This is a genomic window from Hydrotalea flava, from assembly GCF_001623405.1.
Taxonomy (GTDB): domain Bacteria; phylum Bacteroidota; class Bacteroidia; order Chitinophagales; family Chitinophagaceae; genus Hydrotalea; species Hydrotalea flava.
This window is the reverse complement of record NZ_LUHG01000050.1, coordinates 103,351-122,360: the sequence shown is the minus strand read 5'-3', so window position 1 is coordinate 122,360 and position 19,010 is coordinate 103,351. Positions and strand designations below refer to the sequence as shown.

Below are 19,010 nucleotides of genomic sequence, written 5' to 3'. Positions count from 1 at the left end.
CGGTTGGTGGTAGTCGACTGTGTGGCAGGTGGGGTACTGGCTGTTAGTCCGGTAGCCGAAGCATAGTTGCCAAACCGGCCTGATGTGCTATTCCAATTGGTGGCAGCCCTATTAAAACTGGCTATCGGGGTTCCTAAGTTTGTATTGGTAGCACCGGTTCTAACTGTAAAACCATTTGGTAATGCTGTTCCAATTGTATCGAAATTTTGTATGTAGGGCGAAGTAATTAAACTAACCTGCGCTTGGCTTGCTGACATCAAAAACAGTGTAATCCATAATAACTTAAAATGTTTGGTGTAAAATTCTCCCATAGGTGCATATTTAGGTGATTAATGTTGTTTTGTGTATACTTTCAAAAATTAAATATAAGTTAAAAAAATAAATTTAATAATTTGTATTAATCTAACAAAACTCAATTAATGAATTAGTTGTGGAAAAATGTTTTTCAATTTTAAACATTAATAAAAAATTAAAGCATCAAAAATAAGTGCTTTAAAAGGGTTTAATCAACATCAAAAACATTCATAACATAAAATTCATGTGTGCGGGGTTGAAAGCAGGAGAACATTAAAATTTTTAAACTTTTTTCTTAAAAAAAACATTGCAACAGCAAGGCAATGCTTATCTTAACAAATTAAACTACTATCTATGCGAAATATTACGCTTTACATCCTATTCTGTTCCTTATTTTTTGCAGGCATTCAACAAACCCTATTTGCTCAAAACACCGACAAAGCACAAATTAAACTCACTAAAAAGCAGGCTCGTATGCAGGCTAAATTTGAGAAATTAGCCATTCATCCATACATACAAAGCAGCTTATGGACGGGTGTTATTCCTGTAAAAGGCATTACAGAAAACATTGATGTAAATATGCCTTATAAACTTTTATTCAATGTAACGGTTGGCCCAAACGATTCGCTAACTGCAAAAACTGAAAACCCCGGATTTACCGAAGTGGGCAGGATAATGAACCTGCATGTGGCTTCCGGTGTACCTGCTAAAAATTTAGAAGTAGTGGTATTGGTGCATGGGCCTGCATTGTTTTCCCTTTTGAAGAATAATAATTATAGGTTAATGTATAAAGTTCCCAACAGCAATCTGCCTCTGATAGAAGAATTACAAAATAAAGGGGTAAAATTTATTGCCTGTGGCCAGGCATTAACCATGTTAAACCTGAACATGGATGAATTGATACCGAATATTGGGTTGGCTTTATCAGCACAAACCATGTTATCCTACTACCAGTTGAAAGGCTATATTTTGTATAATGAAGATAAGGCGGAATAGCATTTTGAAATAAATAATATAGCAAAATAAACGAACTGTTCACCTTGAAATTGAGAGTAGTGGAAGGGTTTCTATAAAAAATATTCTATCATTAAAAAATGGTTAGAATTTGAAACCTTCATTCCCTTACCTTTGCCGCAAATTTTAAAAAACTGTCTATTTATGGCCGCTACAGGTAATATTAAGCAAATTATTGGAGCCGTTGTGGATGTTCATTTCCCCAACCTGAACGATTTGCCCGAAATTTACAATGCATTAGAAATAAAAAAGCCCAATGGAGATACCCTTGTTTTGGAAGTACAACAACATTTGGGTGAAGATAGTGTACGTACCATTGCAATGGATGGTACCGAAGGTTTGGTACGGGGTATGGAAGTGATTGATACCGGAAAAGCCATTTCAATGCCCGTTGGCGAAGGTATTAATGGTCGTTTATTCAACGTTACCGGAGATGCCATTGATGGTTTACCGCAGTTATCAAAAACAAATGGCCGCCCCATTCACAACAAACCACCATTGTTTGAGAATTTAAGTACTGCAACTGAAGTTTTATATACCGGTATTAAAGTAATTGACCTGATTGAACCCTATGCAAAAGGTGGTAAAATTGGTTTATTTGGTGGTGCTGGTGTAGGTAAAACCGTGTTAATTCAGGAGCTGATTAACAATATTGCCAAAGGCCACGGCGGTTTATCTGTATTTGCTGGTGTAGGTGAAAGAACCCGTGAAGGAAATGATTTGTTGCGTGAAATGATTGAAGCAGGCATTATGAAATATGGTGATGCCTTTAAACATAGTATGGAAGCAGGTGGTTGGGATTTAAGCAAAGTGAATCTTGAAGAATTGAAAGACTCAAAAGCAACTTTTGTATTTGGCCAGATGAATGAACCCCCCGGAGCCCGTGCTCGTGTGGCTTTAAGCGGCTTAACTATTGCCGAATATTTCCGCGATGGTGATGGTACCGGAAAAGGAAGAGATATCCTGTTTTTCGTTGATAATATCTTTCGTTTTACACAAGCAGGTTCAGAAGTATCAGCTTTATTAGGACGTATGCCTTCTGCGGTAGGATATCAACCTACTTTGGCCACTGAAATGGGTTTAATGCAGGAAAGAATTACTTCTACCAAAAACGGTTCTATTACTTCTGTTCAGGCAGTATATGTACCTGCGGATGACTTAACCGATCCGGCTCCTGCCACTACTTTTGCGCACTTAGATGCTACAACTGTATTAAGCCGTAAAATTGCCGACTTAGGTATTTATCCTGCGGTAGATCCATTGGATTCTACTTCCCGTATTTTAACCCCTGCAATTGTGGGCGATGCACACTATGATTGTGCCAACCGGGTAAAATTAATTTTGCAACGTTATAAAGAGTTACAGGATATTATTGCCATTTTGGGTATGGATGAGTTGAGTGATGAAGATAAATTAGTAGTAGCCCGTGCAAGAAGGGTACAACGTTTCTTATCACAACCTTTCCATGTGGCGGAACAATTTACCGGTTTAAAAGGGGTATTTGTTGATATTAATGATACCATTAAAGGCTTTAATATGATTATGGATGGCGAAGTAGATGAATATCCTGAAGCTGCATTTAATTTGGTAGGCACTATTGAAGATGCCATTGAAAAAGGTAAAAAATTACTGGCTCAGGCCCGCAGTTAAATTGAACACCTCCGATAATTGATATATTATGATGTTAGAAATATTAACGCCTGAAAAAAAAGTATACAGTGGCAATGTATATGGTGTTCAATTACCAGGTATTTCAGGATTATTTGAAATTCTTGAAAAACATGCACCACTGGTAAGTGCCTTGTCTAAAGGCAATATTAAAGTGTTGGTCGATAAACAAAAAACCGAACATTATACCATTACCGGTGGTTTTGCCGAAGTTTTCAATAATAAAGTAACTGTACTGGTAGAAGGTGTACATTAAGCTTAACTATAAAATAAAAAAAATAATTTTTAGCACCCAATCGGGTGCTTTTTTTTATGCCTTAACTGTGGTATTGTCAATAAAATCATAAAATCTTATGCAGCAGTTAACTATTAACAACAAAAATTATCTAAAGCATCAACTACAAACTAATTTTATATCATAAAAAAAATTCCTGTATGAAATATAATCTTAAACTAACCTCCGGTTTTTGGGCGCTTGCTATTTTTGGTTTGGTAAGTTGTACCAAAAACAGCGCAGTAAACAATTTAAGTAATCCCGATACCCGCATTTACATTACACAGAGAGACTCAACGGTAAATTTTAGCAGTTACAAAACTTTCAGTATTGATGATTCTGTAACGGTGGTGGACAATGGGCAATCCTCTAAATCGCTTACACCCACCGGGCAGGCTTTTATTGATGCCATTACCAAATACATGCAACAGGCCGGCTATACCCTGGTGTCTAAATCTGCCAGCCCTGATTTAGGAATCAATGTAACCTATATTAACACCACCACTACCGGAATAATTGATTACAGTAGTTATTATGATTATTACGGTGGATATTATGATCCTACTTATTGGGGCTATGGCGGATATGGTTATTATTCTCCTTATATGTATGGTACCTACCAAATTAATTCCGGCGCACTTTCTATTGATATGTTAGATCTAAAAAATGCAGCGGCGAATGGAAAAATAAAGATTATTTGGAATGGCTTAATACGAGGGGAAGGTATTGCTGATGCTACTACCGCCGACAGTCAGGTGCAGGCTTTATTTAGCCAGTCGCCTTATTTAAAAGCCAAATAATACCATTCATTCATATTGTTACATTATTCATCCATTAAAAAAAATATATGAAAAAATATATTATATTAACGTTGTTATTGTTTAGTTTGCTGCCCGCCTCATCTTTATGGGCGCAAAGAGGCATTGTAAAATTGAATGCCGCTTATAATTTAGGATTGCCATTGGGCAACTTTAAATCAAACTATGTTTCCAATATATCGCCACGTGGATTAATGGGCGATGTTTCATTAGGATTAAACAATAAATGGGCAGTAGGACTTGGATTTGGTTATCAGGATTTTTATCAGAAATACCCGAGAACAGTGTATAATCTGGCATCCAATCAACAAATATCAGCCGTACTTTCTAATTCTATTCAGGCAGTTCCCGTTATGGCAAAAGTTACTTTTACACCTTTTTTGGGAACTACAAAACTAATACAGCCTTATCTTGCAGCCGGAGCAGGCATTAGTTTTGTAACCTATAATCAATATTTAGGCGAATTTTCATCCAATAATACATCCGGTGGGAAATTTACGGCAATGGCCGATGCGGGTATTCAATTACCTTTTAGCAGATATAATTCCAATACAGCTGCTGAAATTGGCGTGTCATACAACTATACCAGGTTTGGCATGAGTGATGCCATGAACATGAATATGGTGGGAATACATGCCGGGCTTATTTTTCAATTACATTAGTTAATTTTTATCATAACGGTTTGGCAAGCAATTAAAAAGCTGTTTCCGATAGGAAATGGCTTTTCTTTTTTAAAGGGTTAAGGGTTGTGCGATAACTGCGGCTTTTTTCTGGGTTTTACAGTTTTATGTGAATAGTTTTTTGATAAAACACTGATATTGACATCTACTTCTAAAATGGCTGAATCTACATCTTCTATTGTATATTGTATCTACACCATGCTCTCGGATGGCTCTTTCCAACTCATCTAAACTAAACATGGATTTTTTTAAACCCTCCTTAATAACCACACCATCATGAATCAGTAATATTTTTTCACCCTGAACAATTTTGCTAAATAGTGCAGAGCGCCTTAATAAAAATTTTAAAATATAATTACTGATAAATAGTCCGCTTGCTGCCGCAATACCTCCGGGTAAGCTGGTATTATCGCCTACCATTGCATTTTGCACACTATTACTGATGAGTAAAATGAAGGCAAGGTCTATAACTGATAGCTGTGCTCGTTCTTTTTTTCCGAAAATGCGAATGACTATTATAATGAATATATATACAGCTGTTGATTTTGCTGCAATGGTAAGATAAGGTATCATTGTACTAAGCATACATGTTGCATATTATTGATAAATAAAGGAGTATTCGGAAATATAAAAGTAACAAATCCATATATGGCAATTGAAAAATAATTTTTGGGTAAGTGTTTTATTGTAGTGCTTATTTTAATGTATAATTTTAAAACAGTAATTAATGGGGGCAACCAAACTCCCCTTCATTTCCACAAAAATCATCTAACTTGTACCTTTTAGTACAAAGAGTAGGATAATAAAGAAACATTATATTTTAAATTAATTTTTTACACAATTACAATGGCCCAATTTTAAACTGAAAGTATATGTATAAGTTTTTATTTATCTGTATTTTGGAATTAATAGGTATTTCTATTATGGCTCAAAGTTTCCAGCAAAAAGCTACACTAATCCGTACGGTTGATAGCATCCTGCAATCGCAGGTGCAGCAACAACATATACCCGGTGCTGTTGTGCTTATTAAAAAAGATGATGACATACTATACCGGCAAGCCTATGGTTATGCAAGGTTATATGATAATCATCATCAATTATTGGCCAAGCCGAAAAAAATGCAAATGAATACCCTATTCGATTTGGCATCATTAACAAAGGTAGTGGGCACTACAACGGCTATGATGTATTTGGCCGACAGGCATTTGTTATCGGTAGATGATCCTGTTTCTAAATATATTGCTGATTTTAATACACCTGAAAAGAAAAGCATCACTATCCGAAACCTGCTTACCCATACTTCGGGTATAGATGAATGGTATCCCTTATTTTACCGGGCCAATAACCGCCAACAGGTGTTTTCATTGATAGCACAATTGCCATTACGGTACCCCATTGGTGCGCAACGAAAATACAGCGATTTGGGGTTTACCATTCTTGGCGAAATTATTCAAGTGGTTTCAGGTATGCCCTTCGAGCAGTTTGAACAGGAAAAAATATTTCTTCCTCTTAAAATGTATCAAACTATCTATAATCCTTTAAAAACGGGTAAGTTCAACAGCTTTGCTGCTACTTCTTTTGGCAATCCGTTTGAAAAAAGGATGGTGTATGATAGTACGCTTGGATTTTCTTACAAAGAAATTAATCCGCAATCGTGGAATGGTTGGCGTAATTATGTTTTAAATGGTGAGGTGAATGACGGGAATGCTTGGTATGCCAATGGTGGCGTATCCGGTGCTGCCGGACTATTTTCTACTGCCGACGATATTCAACAATTGGTAGATATGTTATTGTATCAGGGAAAAATAGATGGAAAGCCTTTTATCAGTCCGGCTACTCTGCAAACATTTTTTACCCCGGACCGTTTCCACAATGGACTGGGTTGGATGATGGATACAAATGATAGATTTATGAAGAATGCACCCGAAGGTAGTTTTGGGCATACCGGTTTTACCGGCACCAGCATTGTGGTAGTACCCCAATACCACACTTCTATTATATTGCTGATTAATCGCCAGCATATGGGTTTATTACCCACTGGTAAGTATTTTGATGTTACCCCTATCCGTCAGCAAATTTTTAGGGCAGTAATGCACTATTGTGGGTGGTAGTTATAGAGGTGGTTGCATACTTGTATGCGCCGGCAGATGAGTGCCACCCTGCTTCTATACAAATTCGATACAACAGCGTTGCGCAACGCTGTAAACAGGTAGAAGGGTAGATGCAGTATGCTTACCATTTGCCTTCAATTTTATATGTTTTTCTCTAAAAAAATTTTGGAAACCGCCCTCTGAAAGTTGTATATTGAAAATAACAAAAACCCATATACAATGGCAACCCTGGCTTATTTTCATATTAGCGGTACCTATGGCTAACTTACTTTTTATACGATAAAAGGCCGCCAGTTGGTGCGTAGCAAAACCTCTATTGATAAAAATCGTTTTCAGCAAGATCCTGCTTTTGTTACCCAACGCCAATACAGTGAATGGTTGCAAATAGCATCGCCCATTGCCAGTAAAATTTACCGACAATTACCGAGGCAAAAGGGTTTGCAGCAAAAAATGACAGGTCAGGTAATGCGGTGGCTGAAACAAGGCTATAGTGTATATGCGGCTACTGAATTACTGATGCAGGCATACTTATCGCCACAATGGGAAGAACCGGCTAATGCAAGCACAGCTACAACATTGGCACAGCTCGTTACATTGCTATCTGCACCATGGCAACAAAAAATACCTCCGGGTATTTTTGCCCATCCTACCGCCATACCCTTACGTATTTAGCCGGAGTAGAAGGTGTAGCATGTTACAACAGGCGGTATTGTGTTTGTGTGATAGGAAAAGGTAGAAGCAGAAGTAGTAAATATTGTGATTTACCCCTTGTGATAAACTGATTTTTAGGACGCAAAAAAAAGCCCCGTAACCGGGGGCTGTATAGCTATTATGATTTTTTGGGAGGGGAGCCTGCTGCTTTAAACTGATAGAATAAATCAACCTTTCCGTCCTTATTAAATCGCCAGGTTTCCTGAACATATGCGGAGTCTTTTTTTCCTTTTTTATCCGTATCTACTTCTTTGCCCCATATCAAAGCCCAGTTTTCATTTTTGTCCACACTTTTTACGGGTATAATGGCGTTGATGGTACTAACAGAGGAAGTTAGGTTGTTTCTTTCGCGCTGTGCATGTGCCAAAGCGCTGTCACTACTGGAGTGCATAGAAGAACCATCTGCAAAAAACATGGTTACTGAATCGGCGAAAAAATTTCTGTGCGCAAGCAAATTACCGTCATCCCAATCCTTCCATAGCATTAATAGGTTTTCGGCATTTTTTGGGTTGCCCATTGTAAAATTAGAAGAATACAGAATTGGGTAAGGAGATTGAATAGCCATTCCCATTGAATCTTTTACAGATGAGGTGGACGCCACTTTTGACGCATTTTTCTGGTTACAGGAAAGTAAAAAGGCCAAAACGGCCAATGTGAGCATTGTTTTCATGGTAGTTGTTGTATTATAGGTTTAAAAAACTAAGGATAAGAATGGTGAAAGGCTTCGTGGGATATGAGAGGTGCTGTTAGATGGTTAAGATAGCTAAATAATTGAATAATACAAACCTTTTAGCAATTTTTTTTATGAATAATATCTTTTATTTAATATGGTTTATTGCTATGGGTTTCATAAAACGTTTGCCAATTCATTATTAAAGTGTACAAATACATGCGTTTCGTCGCAACATTTTCAAATATGGTCGCAATTACACTTAAAATGGTTGTGCGTACTAATAATTTCGTGCTTTATAATGAATGTTTATGAAAAAAACCATCGTTCTTATTGCTGCAACCCTACTCAGTTTTTCTGTTTTTAGCCAAATGCCCGGTATGGGTAAAGCGCAAGCTGCTGCAAACATTGGACATATATATGGCCGGGTATTAGATAGTGCAGGAAAGCCAATTCATGATGCTACCGTGCTGTTATTGCATACCCGAATGGATGCTGCTACCAAAAAAATGAAAGAAGTGTTGTATAAAGGTATTACCACAAAAGCCAATGGCGACTTTAATTTTGAAGAGTTGCCCATAATAGGTACGTTGAAATTAAAGATTTCAGCAACCGGCTTTAAGTCGATAGAACAAAATGTAAGCTTTAGTATGCCCAAACCTGCCAATCAGCCTGCAATGGGTGATATGAGCCAGGCATTGAATGCATTTGATAAAGATTTAGGCAATATTAAGTTAGCTGAAGATGTGAATCAATTGCAGGGAGTGGTAGTAACGGCTACTTCTAAACCTACTTTGAAAATGGATATTGATAAGAAGGTGTATAATGTTGAAAAAGATATTGTGAATGCCGGTGGTACTGCTTTAGATGTAATGAAGAATGTACCTTCTGTAAATGTTGATATTGATGGAAATGTAACACTGCGTAATGCCACACCGCAAATATATATTGAAGGAAGGCCTACTACTTTAACCCTTGATCAAATACCTGCCGATGCTATTGAAAGTGTGGAAGTAATTACCAATCCTTCTGCCAAATACGATGCATCAGGTGGTGGTGCAGGTATCTTGAATATTATTTTAAAGAAGAATAGAAAAACCGGTTATAATGGCAATTTGCGTGCTGGTGTTGACAGTTATGGTGCTATTAATGGAGGTGCCGATTTTAATATTCGTCAGGGAAAGTTCAATTTTAATGCCTCGGCATTTGTAAACCAAAACAAGGGTAAAACTTTTGGAACAACTGACCGTAACAACTTTGGCGATACAAGTACTGCCGTGCATCAAATATCAACCGATAAAGACAATGGGGGCTTTATATTTGGAAGAGTAGGTTTGGATTATTTTATGACCAACCGAACATCTTTTTCGGCCGGCATGGTTCGGGTGCATGCAGATATGAGCCCTTATCAGTTCTTAACTACAAACATTGATAGTTTACTCAATACAGGTACTACTACACAATATAGCGAACGATATGCCAATACCAAACGAATTTTTAATGGAACCGGTGCGCAGTTTGGGTTTAAGCAGTTATTTAAAAAAGAAGGTGAAACCCTAACTGCCGATATGAATTATTTCTCGGGTAATAATTCTAATAACGTATTGTACAACACCAATTATTATTTGAATGGAGCAGGAAGTGCAATCAATAATAACACACAACAACAAACCATTGGTACGGGCTACAATCAGTTTCTTACTGCACAAACCGATTATGTAAAACCCTTTGGTAAAAAATCGAAAATAGAAACCGGTTTGCGTTTTCAACAGCAAAAGTTGACCAACGGAACCGATAATTATTATATGGATAATACAAGTAAAAATTTTATATTATCTAATGCAGCCTCTATTAATTATAAAAACACCAATAATGTATATGCAGCTTATGCATCGGTTACCAGTGCCATTAAAAATTTTGGTTACCAGTTAGGGTTGCGTGCTGAACGTTCAGATTATTCGGGCGATTTATTGAACACTCAGCAGCATTTTAGTAATAGCTATCCCATTAGTTTATTCCCTTCTGTTTTTTTAAGTCAGAAGTTTAAAGGTAATAATGAAGTGCAATTCAGCTATACACGCCGTATTAACAGGCCCAACTTTTTTCAGCTTATTCCATATACCGACTATTCAGACAGCTTAAACATTACCAGAGGTAATCCTAACTTGGTGCCTGAGTTTACCAGCTCATTTGAACTATCCTATTTAAAAACATTACCTCATAATAATACTTTCCTGGCTTCTTTATATTATAAACATACCGAGGGCTTGATAACAAGATACCTGGATACTGCACAAAACTATTTAACCGGTAAGCAGGATATTATTAACACCTATGTAAATGCCAATTCAAGTTATACAGTAGGTGCTGAATTAACAGGTGTAACCAAGTTAACCAAGTGGTGGGATATGACGATGAATGTAAACATTTACAATTCTCAAATCAATACCAACAATATTATTGGCAATTCGCAAGCTGCATTATGGAGTTGGTTTGGTAAGGTGAACAATAATTTTAAATTACCCGCTAAATTCAAATTACAATTAACCGGATTGTATCAATCCAAAACAAATTTGCCGGTTAATAACAATAGCGGACAACAAATGGGCCCGCCTATGATGCAATCGCAGAGTGCTTCACAGGGTTATATTCGTTCATTTTATAGTGTAGATGCTGCTATTAGCCGAAGCTTTTTAAAGAATGATGCAGCCACCATTAGCTTAAGTATTAGCGATATATTCCGTTCAAGGTATTCTGATCAATATTCAGAGAGTGCCTTTTTTGTACAGGATTATAATAGGCTGCGTAACCCGCAAATGTTGCGGTTAAACTTTACTTATCGATTTGGAAAAATGGATGTATCCTTATTTAAAAGAAAAAATACAAATACGTCAGGTATGGACGCGTTACAGGGTGTTCAATAATCAGGAGGATTGTTTCAAGCAAAAGCCGCCTTCCAAATTTTGGGGGCGGTTTGTTTTTTGTACGATGTATTCATTGTTTCCAACTTACTAAAAAGCAGTTGTTACAAAAGGTATTAGGTAAAAAATAATTTGTTGAATGACGGTAAAAGTTAGGATGTTTTGCCGGTTAAAGCAGCAACTGCTTCTTTGTAATTATCGCCAACCGGAAGTTCAATAGTGCCAATAAATACGCTACTTTTTTTTATGGCAGTAATATGTTCAATAGATACAAAGTAAGATTTATGAATTCTAAGAAATAGTGTAGCCGGCAATTCGTCTTCCAGTGTTTTCATACTCATTCTGGTAATAACCGGTTTTGATGAGCTATGCAGGTGTATTTTAATGTAATCTTTTAACCCTTCTATCCAAATAATGTCGGTAAATGTAATTTTCAAAAGTGTATAATCAACATTTACAAAAAAATAGTTAGGCGTATTGGCTGCAGGTGTAGGCGTATTTTTGAGTTGGTACAACTCCCATGCTTTGTTACAAGCTTTCACAAATCTTTCTAACGATACCGGTTTTACAAGATAATCTACTACATCCAGATTAAAACCTTCCAGTGCAAATTTTTCATACGCGGTAACCAATATAATCATTGGTTTTTTAGGCAGGCTTTGAATAAATTGAATACCGGTAAGCCCCGGCATTTGTATATCTAAAAAAATAAGATCAATAGGCTTGGCTTGTAATACTTTCATGGTTTCCATTGCATTATTGCAGGAAGCTTCTAATTGTAAATAGGGCAATTGGCTAATATTATCTGCCAAAAGCTCAAGTGCTAAGGGTTCATCATCAACAGCAATACAATGTATCATCAATGAAAGTTTAATTGTAATGACACCATAAACCAATCGTTATTTTTTGTAATCAAAAGCGAATGACTTTCACCATATAACAAGTTCAATCTTCTTTCAACATTCGTTAATCCAATACCGGAGGTTTTATCTTTTATTTCATTTGAAGCAGGATTGAATTTGTTGCTTACCATAAATTGAAGCAAATTGTTTTTTGCTTTTAGTTCAATATTTATCGTAGCGTTATCAATAATGCCTGTGCCATGTTTAAAAGCATTTTCAACAAATGGAATTAAAAGCATCGGTTCTATAGTATAACTTTTATCAGGCACTTCCGTATAAAAATTAACGGACACATTATTTCCAAAGCGCTGTTGCTGCAAATCAATATAGCTTTGAAGGTATTCTGTTTCTTTTTCAAGTGGTACTTTTTCTTCATCGGCTTCGTATAACATATAACGCATTAAAGAGGATAATTTAATGAGTGATGGCTCCAGCAGGTCAGACTTTTTTCTTGCCATAGCTACCATATTGTTCAGTACATTAAACATAAAATGAGGGCTAACCTGCGATCTTAAAAAGGAAAGCTCTGTAGTTAAATTTTCTTTTTCTTTTTGTTGGAATATATGGTCGTATTTTATTTTATCGCTAATCATTCTATATGCGGTACTGGTAGCCAGCATAAAGATGTAAGGAAAAAATACAAATAGGATAGCGGGTTTTAATTGATAGTTTCTTCCTGTTAAAAATGTTTCAAATAATATCCAGTCAAAAATAATCTGTATAACAAAAATGATGAATTGTAATAATGCAAATTCCCAATACTTTTTTTTGTAGATGAATTTGGGCATTAATACATAAGCATTCAAATAAAAAAAGGCAGCCCATAGCCAGCTGGTAAGCACATATTTCATTAACGAAAACGAATCGTTATGGTTGTTAGATTGATGAGCGTTATTGGATTCATAGGAAGGCCTTAGTAAAAAGGGTAAAGAGAATAGGAGGGTCCATGCAGCAATATGCATCGCAATGACTACCCATTTTTTTGCATACCACTGTTGTTTCATGGTACTAAAATAATGTAGTTATGATAGAATGTTGATGTAGCTGCGACAAAAACTTGTTTTTTAGCGACCAAATGCCAAATGAGAGAAAAAGGCAACCTTTTGCAAGATTGCCTTTTTGAAGCTATTGTCGGGAGGACAGGATTCGAACCTGCGACCCCCTGGTCCCAAACCAGGTATTCTACCGGGCTGAACTACCTCCCGAAGCCCTATGGATAAAAAAACGCACTTTGTTTGTGCGTATATTTTGCGGTGAGGGAGGGATTCGAACCCTCGGTACAGTTTAACCCGTACGGCAGTTTAGCAAACTACTGGTTTGAGCCACTCACCCACCTCACCATTCCCATTCTTTCGTTTGGGGTTGCAAAAATAGGGACACCAGTTGTAAAATCCTAAAATCAGCTTTGCTAATTCTTAAAATATTTTTTGGCCTTTATTTTTTTTGACCCATTACATAGCAGCTAACTGCACTTTTTGCGTTAATTCCATTACATTTTCTCTGAATATGGTATCGGTATCCATTAAATCTTTTACCGTTTGGCAGGAGTGAATAACGGTGGTATGATCTCTTCCGCCAAAATGTTCTCCAATGGTTTTTAATGAGTTTTTGGTAAAAGCTTTGGCTAAGTACATGGTAATTTGCCGGGCCTGTACTATTTCACGCTTTCTGGTTTTATGTAATAAACGTTCATAAGGTACATCAAAATATTCGCATACCATTTTCTGAATGGCTTCTATGGTAATTTCTTTACTGCTGGTTTTTACAAAATTGCGTAGTACCTTTTTAGCCAACTCTAAATCAATTTCTTTCTTGTTTAAAGACGATTGTGCCAATAACGATATTAAGGCTCCTTCTAATTCTCTTACATTGGTATTAATATTGTAGGCCACATATTTTACTACCTCTTTACTCATGTCTAACCCGTCGTTCTTCATTTTATGTTCTAAAATTTCAATACGGGTATCATAATCGGGTAATTGCAAATCGGTGCTTAAGCCCCAGCGGAAACGGCTTAACAGGCGTTCCTGCATGCCGTCTAAATCTTTCGGCGATTTATCGGAAGTAAGTACCAATTGTTTGCCACTTTGGTGTAAATGGTTAAAAATGGCAAAGAAGGCATCCTGCGATTTTTCAGCACGATTAAAAAATTGCACATCATCAATAATCAATACATCTATTAACTGGTAAAAATGAATGAAATCGTTGATGGCATTATTACGGCTGTGGTCCTGAAACTGATTAATAAATTTTTCACTACTTACATATAACACTACTTTACCGGGATGCAATCGTTTCACTTCATTTCCAATAGCTTGTGCCAAATGTGTTTTACCCAAACCCACGCCACCATAAATTACCAATGGGTTGAATGAATTGGCGCCTGGTTTTTCAGCTACGGTTTTTCCGGCCCTGCGGGCAACACGGTTACAATCGCCTTCAATAAATGAATCGAAAATGTAAGATGCATTCAACTGAGGGTCTATTTGCATTTTCTTTAACCCGGGAATAATGAAGGGATTTTTTACCGGATTATCAATTACCAGCGGAAAATTCATTTCATTGTTGGCATAAATTTTCATGCCGCTGGCGGGTAAGTCCATACTGCCATTGCGGCCATTGCCACTGTCTACCATAATACGGTATTCTAAACGGGCATCTTTTCCTAATTCACGCTTTAGTGTTTTTGCTAATAAATTAACGTAGTGTTCTTCTAAATATTCATAGAAAAATTGGCTGGGTACCTGAATCAGTAACACATTATTTTTAAGCTCAATGGGTTTGATAGGTTCAAACCAGGTTTTGTAATGTTGCCATTCTACAATGTCTTTAATAATTTTAAGGCAATTGTCCCAGATTGATTCAGCAGTTTTTACCATACTATTTGCAACAATTTATCAATAAGTTAAAGAAATATTTTTTTCGAATGCCCGATATAGTACCTCAGCATCAAACTGCACAAAAAAATTTAGACGGACTGCGAATATGTAGACTTTATGTTGAAAAAAAAATTTTTTATTCATTCTTTTTTTTCCTTTATGAAAATGTTTCGCGTTCGAATTAATTTTTTATGGGTTGTATTGGTGAATACATAATCTAATTGCCCCATTTGTATACCGCCCCATCCTGCCTGATTTACAAGTGTATGGCCACTGCTTTTGTTTTGATATACACGTGGTTGATTAAAAAATTTATGTGTATGTCCGCCAATAATTACATCAATACAATCATTATTTTTTGCCAGTACTTCATCACTGATTCGGCCATCAGCATACCGATCACCTAAATGTGATAAACATATGATGATATCACATTGCTGCTGTTGTAAAATGTTGGCTGTTTTATTGGCTTGTTCCACCGCATCAAGGTAAACTAAATTTTCTATCCCTGAAATAGAAATTTTGTCATGCAATGGCAGTAATACACCCAGCACTCCTATTTTCAGGTTTTCTCTATGAATAATGGTGTAAGGCTGATAATAATTTTGAAGCGCAGTATGCGTAAAATCATAATTGCAAATGATAGGTTTCATACCCGTGGCCTGTATTTGTGTAGCAAGATTGTCGATACCTCCTAAAAAATCTTTTTCACCTAAGGTAAAAGCATCATAACCCAATAAACGCATGGCTTCTAATTCAGCCTTTCCTTTAAAAGTATCATAAATAGCACTATCATCACAAAAGTCGCCTGCATCTAATAATAGGGTAGGCCATCCTGAACTTTTTATTTTTTCAATGATTCTTTTTCTGCTTTCAATACCGCCCATGCCTTCATAGGGGCCACTGCCTTTTTCAAATGGAAATAGTTTGCTATGTGTATCGTTGGTGTGCAGTAGGGTAAGATAAGTTTCATTTACAGCAGTTTTTGCAAAGAAAGTACCTACAGGCAATAATGCACCGGTGAACAGACCGGCTTGCACAGTATTTTGTATAAAGTTTCTTCTATTCATAGATATTGGTAACGCTATCCTCTTTTTTGATAGCAATAGGTTCACTGTTTTGTGTAAATGATTGAATGTAATTTTTACATGTTTCTAATACGGTAGTTTGTAAATGAATGGCAGGCAGCATTCGCAGCATACCACAATTACTTCCTCCATTAGCCATATAATCAGTTACCACAATGTTATATACTGCGTCGGGTACAATAGGTTGTTGTTGTATCATAATTTTTTTTGCCTTACCATGAATATCAATAGCGTATTGAACGCCGGCGGCAGGCCAACCGCCATCGGTTGCCATCCTGTCGAAAAATAATTGTAAAACATCTCCTCTTATTTGTTGCACAACTAAACGATTGGTGTAGGGAAACATAGCATATAATGTGCCAATGGTTATATTGCCTTGCGGAAGAAAACCTTTAATACTGGCAGGATGCATAAATGCGGCATCAATCTTCGTTCCGGTTTGTAAGGTTGCCTGCTGTAACATGGCTTCCGTAATAAAATTTCCCAATGGCCCTCCGCCACTTTTTTTATAAACTTTTTCTAATGAAAACCCTATGACCTGATTCAGGTAATTGTGCAGACTATCGGCATAGGGTTGTAACCATTGCTGCACAACTGTATCTTTTTCATTAGTAGTATATATGGCATGATATTGATAATTGACCTGTATGGCCTGTGCGCTAAGGCTTTGTGTGTATAATAAATAAAAAGTCAGAATACTTAAAATAGAGCGCATCATAGAACAGTAGTATTGGAAAAAGTAAGATACAAAATTTATTTTGCGAAAAGAATAAATTTTAGATAAGGTATTGCATTTGTAAAAAGTTACTTTTGCCGCAATAAATTATTTTTATGAGTTACGAGATTACAGGAAAATTAGTGGCCCGCTTTGATATTGTGCAACGCACTGAAACTTTTAAAACACGTGAGTTTGTAATTGAAAAGTCGGAAGATATTGGCGGACGCACCATTACCAACTATGTAAAATTTCAATGTGTACAGGATAAAACTGCAATGCCTGATAGATTTACCCTTGGCGAAACTGTAAAAGTGCTGTTTAATATTAAAGGCACCAAATGGGTAAAAGATGGTAAGGAAAATTATATTACCAATTTAGATGCCTGGAGAATGGAATCGGCCAAACTATCTGAAGGTAATACTGCAACCGGCGATTATATTCCTGATGCGCCGGCTGCTGATATGATAGCAGATGATTTGCCGTTCTAAAAAATGTACATGGTTTTATAGGATAAAAACCTATCAACATGCAAAAAAGTATTTCACTTCGTTTAACACCTGCACAGGCAGCCGATGCCTTATTTGTAGAAAATTATCTGGCAAAAGAACTGGGCATTGCACCTGAACGACTGAGTGGTTTTTTTGTTGAAAAAGAATCAATGGATGCTCGAAGCAGGCAGCAGGTATGGATGAATAAAACCATTCGGGTACATGTGGATGAACCTTTTATCGAAAGGCCACGCCATATTATTCAATTTCCTTCTGTACATCATGCCACAAAAAAAGTGATTATTATTGGCGCTGGCCCTGCAGGTTTATTTGCAGCGCTTTCATTAATTGAAAAAGGCATTCAACCCATTATCCTGGAACGGGGAAAAGCAGTTAGGGAAAGAAGAAGAGATTTAGCCAGGCTCAATAAAGAAGGTATTGTACATACAGATAGTAATTATTGTTTTGGGGAAGGGGGAGCCGGTACTTACAGTGATGGTAAATTATATACCCGAAGTACCAAGCGGGGTGATGTAAACAGAATTTTACAATTGTTTGTGCAATTTGGGGCAGATGAAAAAATTTTATACCAGGCCCATCCGCACATTGGTACCAATAAATTGCCACATATTATTACTGCGATGCGGCAGCAAATTATTGATGCCGGAGGCGCTTGCTATTTTGAACAGCGTGTGGTTGATTTTTTGATAGAGCACAATCAAATAAAAGGCGTTCTCACAGCAAACAATGCAGTTTGGAAAGCAGATGCGGTAATTCTGGCAACAGGGCATTCGGCCAGAGATATTTTTCATTTGTTTTTCCAAAAAAAAATAGGGATAGAAGCTAAACCTTTTGCATTGGGTGTACGTGTAGAACATCCGCAGGCGTTGATAGATGCCATTCAGTACCATTGCCCCATTCCTGATGCTAATAATACTGTAAGTAACAGAGATCCATATTTGCCGCCTGCTGCTTATAGTTTGGTAGAACAGGTAAATGGAAGAGGGGTATTTAGTTTTTGTATGTGTCCCGGCGGCATTATTGCACCTTCAGCAACATCACCCAACGAATTGGTGGTGAATGGGTGGAGCCCTTCTAAGCGCAATAATCCATTTGCCAATAGCGGTATGGTAGTACAGGTTGGTTTAAAAGATGCAGCGCATTGGTTGCAGCAACATGAAAATTGGTATCGGGAACAACAGGTTGCATTATCTATTCCTTCTAAAGTAATTCCACCTGAACAGCATCCATTGGCACTGTTGTATTTTCAGCAATGGGTTGAGCAATTGGCTTTTACAGCAGGTGGTGGTCATTTTGTTGCACCTGCTCAACGATTAATTGATTTTACAAATAATAAAATGTCATCCTCTTTACCCGATTGTAGTTACATACCCGGTCTGCAATCTGTAGATTTAAAAGGCGTTCTTCCTGATTTTATTTATCAATCATTGCAACAAGGGTTTAAAAATTTCGGTAAAAAAATGAAAGGTTACTTAACCAATGAAGCAGTGGTGGTAGCTACTGAAAGTCGTACATCTTCACCGGTACGTATTCCTCGAAATGCCCATACATTGCAACATCCGCAAATTCAATATCTATATCCTTGTGGGGAAGGCGCCGGATACGCCGGAGGTATTGTTAGCGCCGCCATTGATGGTGAGTTGGTTGCGGCTGCTATTGCACAACAGTATGTATAAAAGGTATTGTATACCGACTGCTCAATTATTCATAACACTTAAAATATTTAATACGTTATTTCAATAAAATATATTAA

18 protein-coding genes and 2 tRNA genes are annotated in these 19,010 nt (G+C 36.9%); 10 read left to right on the top strand and 10 right to left on the bottom strand.

Annotated elements, in window-relative coordinates:
* A partial coding sequence (locus A0F92_RS05985) for a hypothetical protein (protein WP_167516843.1) occupies window positions 1-311 on the bottom strand: 311 nt, incomplete at its 3' end.
* A gap of 337 nt (window positions 312-648) precedes the next feature.
* Between A0F92_RS05985 and A0F92_RS05980 the strand changes: the two genes are divergently transcribed.
* The 5 genes from A0F92_RS05980 to A0F92_RS05960 all read left to right on the top strand — a co-directional run bounded on the left by A0F92_RS05980 (window position 649) and on the right by A0F92_RS05960 (window position 4,730).
* Window positions 649-1,290: a DsrE family protein gene (locus A0F92_RS05980; protein ID WP_068242802.1), complete on the top strand. Its 642-nt coding sequence runs from the start codon at window positions 649-651 to the stop codon at window positions 1,288-1,290.
* A 162-nt stretch (window positions 1,291-1,452) separates the two neighbouring features.
* Window positions 1,453-2,958: a F0F1 ATP synthase subunit beta gene (atpD, locus tag A0F92_RS05975; protein ID WP_068242799.1), complete on the top strand. Its 1,506-nt coding sequence runs from the start codon at window positions 1,453-1,455 to the stop codon at window positions 2,956-2,958.
* Between the two features lie 28 nt (window positions 2,959-2,986).
* Window positions 2,987-3,232: an ATP synthase F1 subunit epsilon gene (gene atpC / locus A0F92_RS05970; protein ID WP_068242796.1), complete on the top strand. Its 246-nt coding sequence runs from the start codon at window positions 2,987-2,989 to the stop codon at window positions 3,230-3,232.
* A 179-nt stretch (window positions 3,233-3,411) separates the two neighbouring features.
* The gene (locus A0F92_RS05965; protein ID WP_068242793.1) at window positions 3,412-4,050 is read left to right on the top strand and encodes a DUF4136 domain-containing protein; all 639 of its coding nucleotides are present in this window, start codon (window positions 3,412-3,414) and stop codon (window positions 4,048-4,050) included.
* Window positions 4,051-4,097: 47 nt separating this feature from the next.
* Complete coding sequence (locus tag A0F92_RS05960) at window positions 4,098-4,730, top strand: outer membrane beta-barrel protein (RefSeq protein ID WP_068242790.1); 633 nt, start codon at window positions 4,098-4,100, stop codon at window positions 4,728-4,730.
* 123 nt (window positions 4,731-4,853) lie between these two features.
* Here A0F92_RS05960 and A0F92_RS05955 read toward each other — a convergent pair whose 3' ends face one another.
* Window positions 4,854-5,333, bottom strand: a complete 480-nt coding sequence (locus A0F92_RS05955) for a DUF421 domain-containing protein (RefSeq protein WP_253810213.1) — start codon at window positions 5,331-5,333, stop codon at window positions 4,854-4,856.
* Between the two features lie 287 nt (window positions 5,334-5,620).
* Between A0F92_RS05955 and A0F92_RS05950 the strand changes: the two genes are divergently transcribed.
* Both A0F92_RS05950 and A0F92_RS05945 read left to right on the top strand, forming a co-directional pair.
* The gene (locus A0F92_RS05950; protein WP_167516842.1) at window positions 5,621-6,859 is read left to right on the top strand and encodes a serine hydrolase domain-containing protein; all 1,239 of its coding nucleotides are present in this window, start codon (window positions 5,621-5,623) and stop codon (window positions 6,857-6,859) included.
* Between the two features lie 294 nt (window positions 6,860-7,153).
* Complete coding sequence (locus A0F92_RS05945; RefSeq protein ID WP_068242787.1) at window positions 7,154-7,531, top strand: hypothetical protein; 378 nt, start codon at window positions 7,154-7,156, stop codon at window positions 7,529-7,531.
* A gap of 157 nt (window positions 7,532-7,688) precedes the next feature.
* Here the strand turns inward: A0F92_RS05945 and A0F92_RS05940 are convergent, their stop codons facing one another.
* The gene (locus A0F92_RS05940) at window positions 7,689-8,240 is read right to left on the bottom strand and encodes a hypothetical protein (RefSeq protein ID WP_068242784.1); all 552 of its coding nucleotides are present in this window, start codon (window positions 8,238-8,240) and stop codon (window positions 7,689-7,691) included.
* 311 nt (window positions 8,241-8,551) lie between these two features.
* Between A0F92_RS05940 and A0F92_RS05935 the strand changes: the two genes are divergently transcribed.
* A complete protein-coding gene (locus A0F92_RS05935) occupies window positions 8,552-11,164 on the top strand; it encodes a TonB dependent receptor (protein WP_068242781.1) in 2,613 nt (870 codons plus the stop codon).
* Window positions 11,165-11,313: 149 nt separating this feature from the next.
* Here the strand turns inward: A0F92_RS05935 and A0F92_RS05930 are convergent, their stop codons facing one another.
* The 7 genes from A0F92_RS05930 to A0F92_RS05900 form a co-directional block, all read right to left on the bottom strand.
* A complete protein-coding gene (locus A0F92_RS05930) occupies window positions 11,314-12,021 on the bottom strand; it encodes a LytR/AlgR family response regulator transcription factor (protein WP_068242778.1) in 708 nt (235 codons plus the stop codon).
* Window positions 12,021-13,067: a sensor histidine kinase gene (locus A0F92_RS05925; protein ID WP_068242775.1), complete on the bottom strand. Its 1,047-nt coding sequence runs from the start codon at window positions 13,065-13,067 to the stop codon at window positions 12,021-12,023. Before A0F92_RS05925 ends, A0F92_RS05930 begins: the two co-directional genes overlap by 1 nt.
* Before the next feature lie 127 nt (window positions 13,068-13,194).
* A tRNA-Pro gene (locus tag A0F92_RS05920) sits at window positions 13,195-13,268 on the bottom strand.
* A 46-nt stretch (window positions 13,269-13,314) separates the two neighbouring features.
* A tRNA-Ser gene (locus A0F92_RS05915) sits at window positions 13,315-13,403 on the bottom strand.
* Window positions 13,404-13,514: 111 nt separating this feature from the next.
* On the bottom strand, window positions 13,515-14,942 hold the full coding sequence (gene dnaA, locus A0F92_RS05910) for a chromosomal replication initiator protein DnaA (protein ID WP_068242772.1): 1,428 nt from the start codon (window positions 14,940-14,942) through the stop codon (window positions 13,515-13,517).
* A gap of 140 nt (window positions 14,943-15,082) precedes the next feature.
* Entirely contained in the window at window positions 15,083-16,012 is a 930-nt protein-coding gene (locus A0F92_RS05905) for a bifunctional metallophosphatase/5'-nucleotidase (RefSeq protein ID WP_068242769.1), read from the bottom strand.
* Entirely contained in the window at window positions 16,005-16,748 is a 744-nt protein-coding gene (locus A0F92_RS05900; protein ID WP_068242765.1) for a 5'-nucleotidase C-terminal domain-containing protein, read from the bottom strand. Before A0F92_RS05900 ends, A0F92_RS05905 begins: the two co-directional genes overlap by 8 nt.
* A gap of 113 nt (window positions 16,749-16,861) precedes the next feature.
* On the opposite strand from A0F92_RS05900, the gene A0F92_RS05895 reads away from it, so the two are divergent.
* Window positions 16,862-17,236 (top strand): DUF3127 domain-containing protein, encoded by a 375-nt coding sequence (locus A0F92_RS05895; protein WP_068242761.1) that lies wholly within the window; start codon window positions 16,862-16,864, stop codon window positions 17,234-17,236.
* A gap of 38 nt (window positions 17,237-17,274) precedes the next feature.
* Window positions 17,275-18,933 (top strand): NAD(P)/FAD-dependent oxidoreductase, encoded by a 1,659-nt coding sequence (locus A0F92_RS05890; RefSeq protein WP_068242758.1) that lies wholly within the window; start codon window positions 17,275-17,277, stop codon window positions 18,931-18,933.
* Window positions 18,934-19,010: the final 77 nt, after the last annotated feature.

What these genes read in the sequence shown, in the direction of transcription:
- A0F92_RS05965 (WP_068242793.1), top strand. Translation starts at nt 3,412, where the DNA reads ATGAAATATAATCTTAAACTAACCTCCGGTTTTTGGGCGCTTGCTATT.
- dnaA (WP_068242772.1), bottom strand. Translation starts at nt 14,942, where the DNA reads ATGGTAAAAACTGCTGAATCAATCTGGGACAATTGCCTTAAAATTATT.
- A0F92_RS05935 (WP_068242781.1), top strand. Translation starts at nt 8,552, where the DNA reads ATGAAAAAAACCATCGTTCTTATTGCTGCAACCCTACTCAGTTTTTCT.
- A0F92_RS05950 (WP_167516842.1), top strand. Translation starts at nt 5,621, where the DNA reads ATGTATAAGTTTTTATTTATCTGTATTTTGGAATTAATAGGTATTTCT.
- A0F92_RS05890 (WP_068242758.1), top strand. Translation starts at nt 17,275, where the DNA reads ATGCAAAAAAGTATTTCACTTCGTTTAACACCTGCACAGGCAGCCGAT.
- A0F92_RS05960 (WP_068242790.1), top strand. Translation starts at nt 4,098, where the DNA reads ATGAAAAAATATATTATATTAACGTTGTTATTGTTTAGTTTGCTGCCC.
- A0F92_RS05955 (WP_253810213.1), bottom strand. Translation starts at nt 5,333, where the DNA reads ATGCTTAGTACAATGATACCTTATCTTACCATTGCAGCAAAATCAACA.
- A0F92_RS05940 (WP_068242784.1), bottom strand. Translation starts at nt 8,240, where the DNA reads ATGAAAACAATGCTCACATTGGCCGTTTTGGCCTTTTTACTTTCCTGT.
- atpD (WP_068242799.1), top strand. Translation starts at nt 1,453, where the DNA reads ATGGCCGCTACAGGTAATATTAAGCAAATTATTGGAGCCGTTGTGGAT.
- A0F92_RS05930 (WP_068242778.1), bottom strand. Translation starts at nt 12,021, where the DNA reads ATGATACATTGTATTGCTGTTGATGATGAACCCTTAGCACTTGAGCTT.
- A0F92_RS05980 (WP_068242802.1), top strand. Translation starts at nt 649, where the DNA reads ATGCGAAATATTACGCTTTACATCCTATTCTGTTCCTTATTTTTTGCA.
- A0F92_RS05895 (WP_068242761.1), top strand. Translation starts at nt 16,862, where the DNA reads ATGAGTTACGAGATTACAGGAAAATTAGTGGCCCGCTTTGATATTGTG.
- A0F92_RS05905 (WP_068242769.1), bottom strand. Translation starts at nt 16,012, where the DNA reads ATGAATAGAAGAAACTTTATACAAAATACTGTGCAAGCCGGTCTGTTC.
- atpC (WP_068242796.1), top strand. Translation starts at nt 2,987, where the DNA reads ATGATGTTAGAAATATTAACGCCTGAAAAAAAAGTATACAGTGGCAAT.
- A0F92_RS05925 (WP_068242775.1), bottom strand. Translation starts at nt 13,067, where the DNA reads ATGAAACAACAGTGGTATGCAAAAAAATGGGTAGTCATTGCGATGCAT.
- A0F92_RS05900 (WP_068242765.1), bottom strand. Translation starts at nt 16,748, where the DNA reads ATGATGCGCTCTATTTTAAGTATTCTGACTTTTTATTTATTATACACA.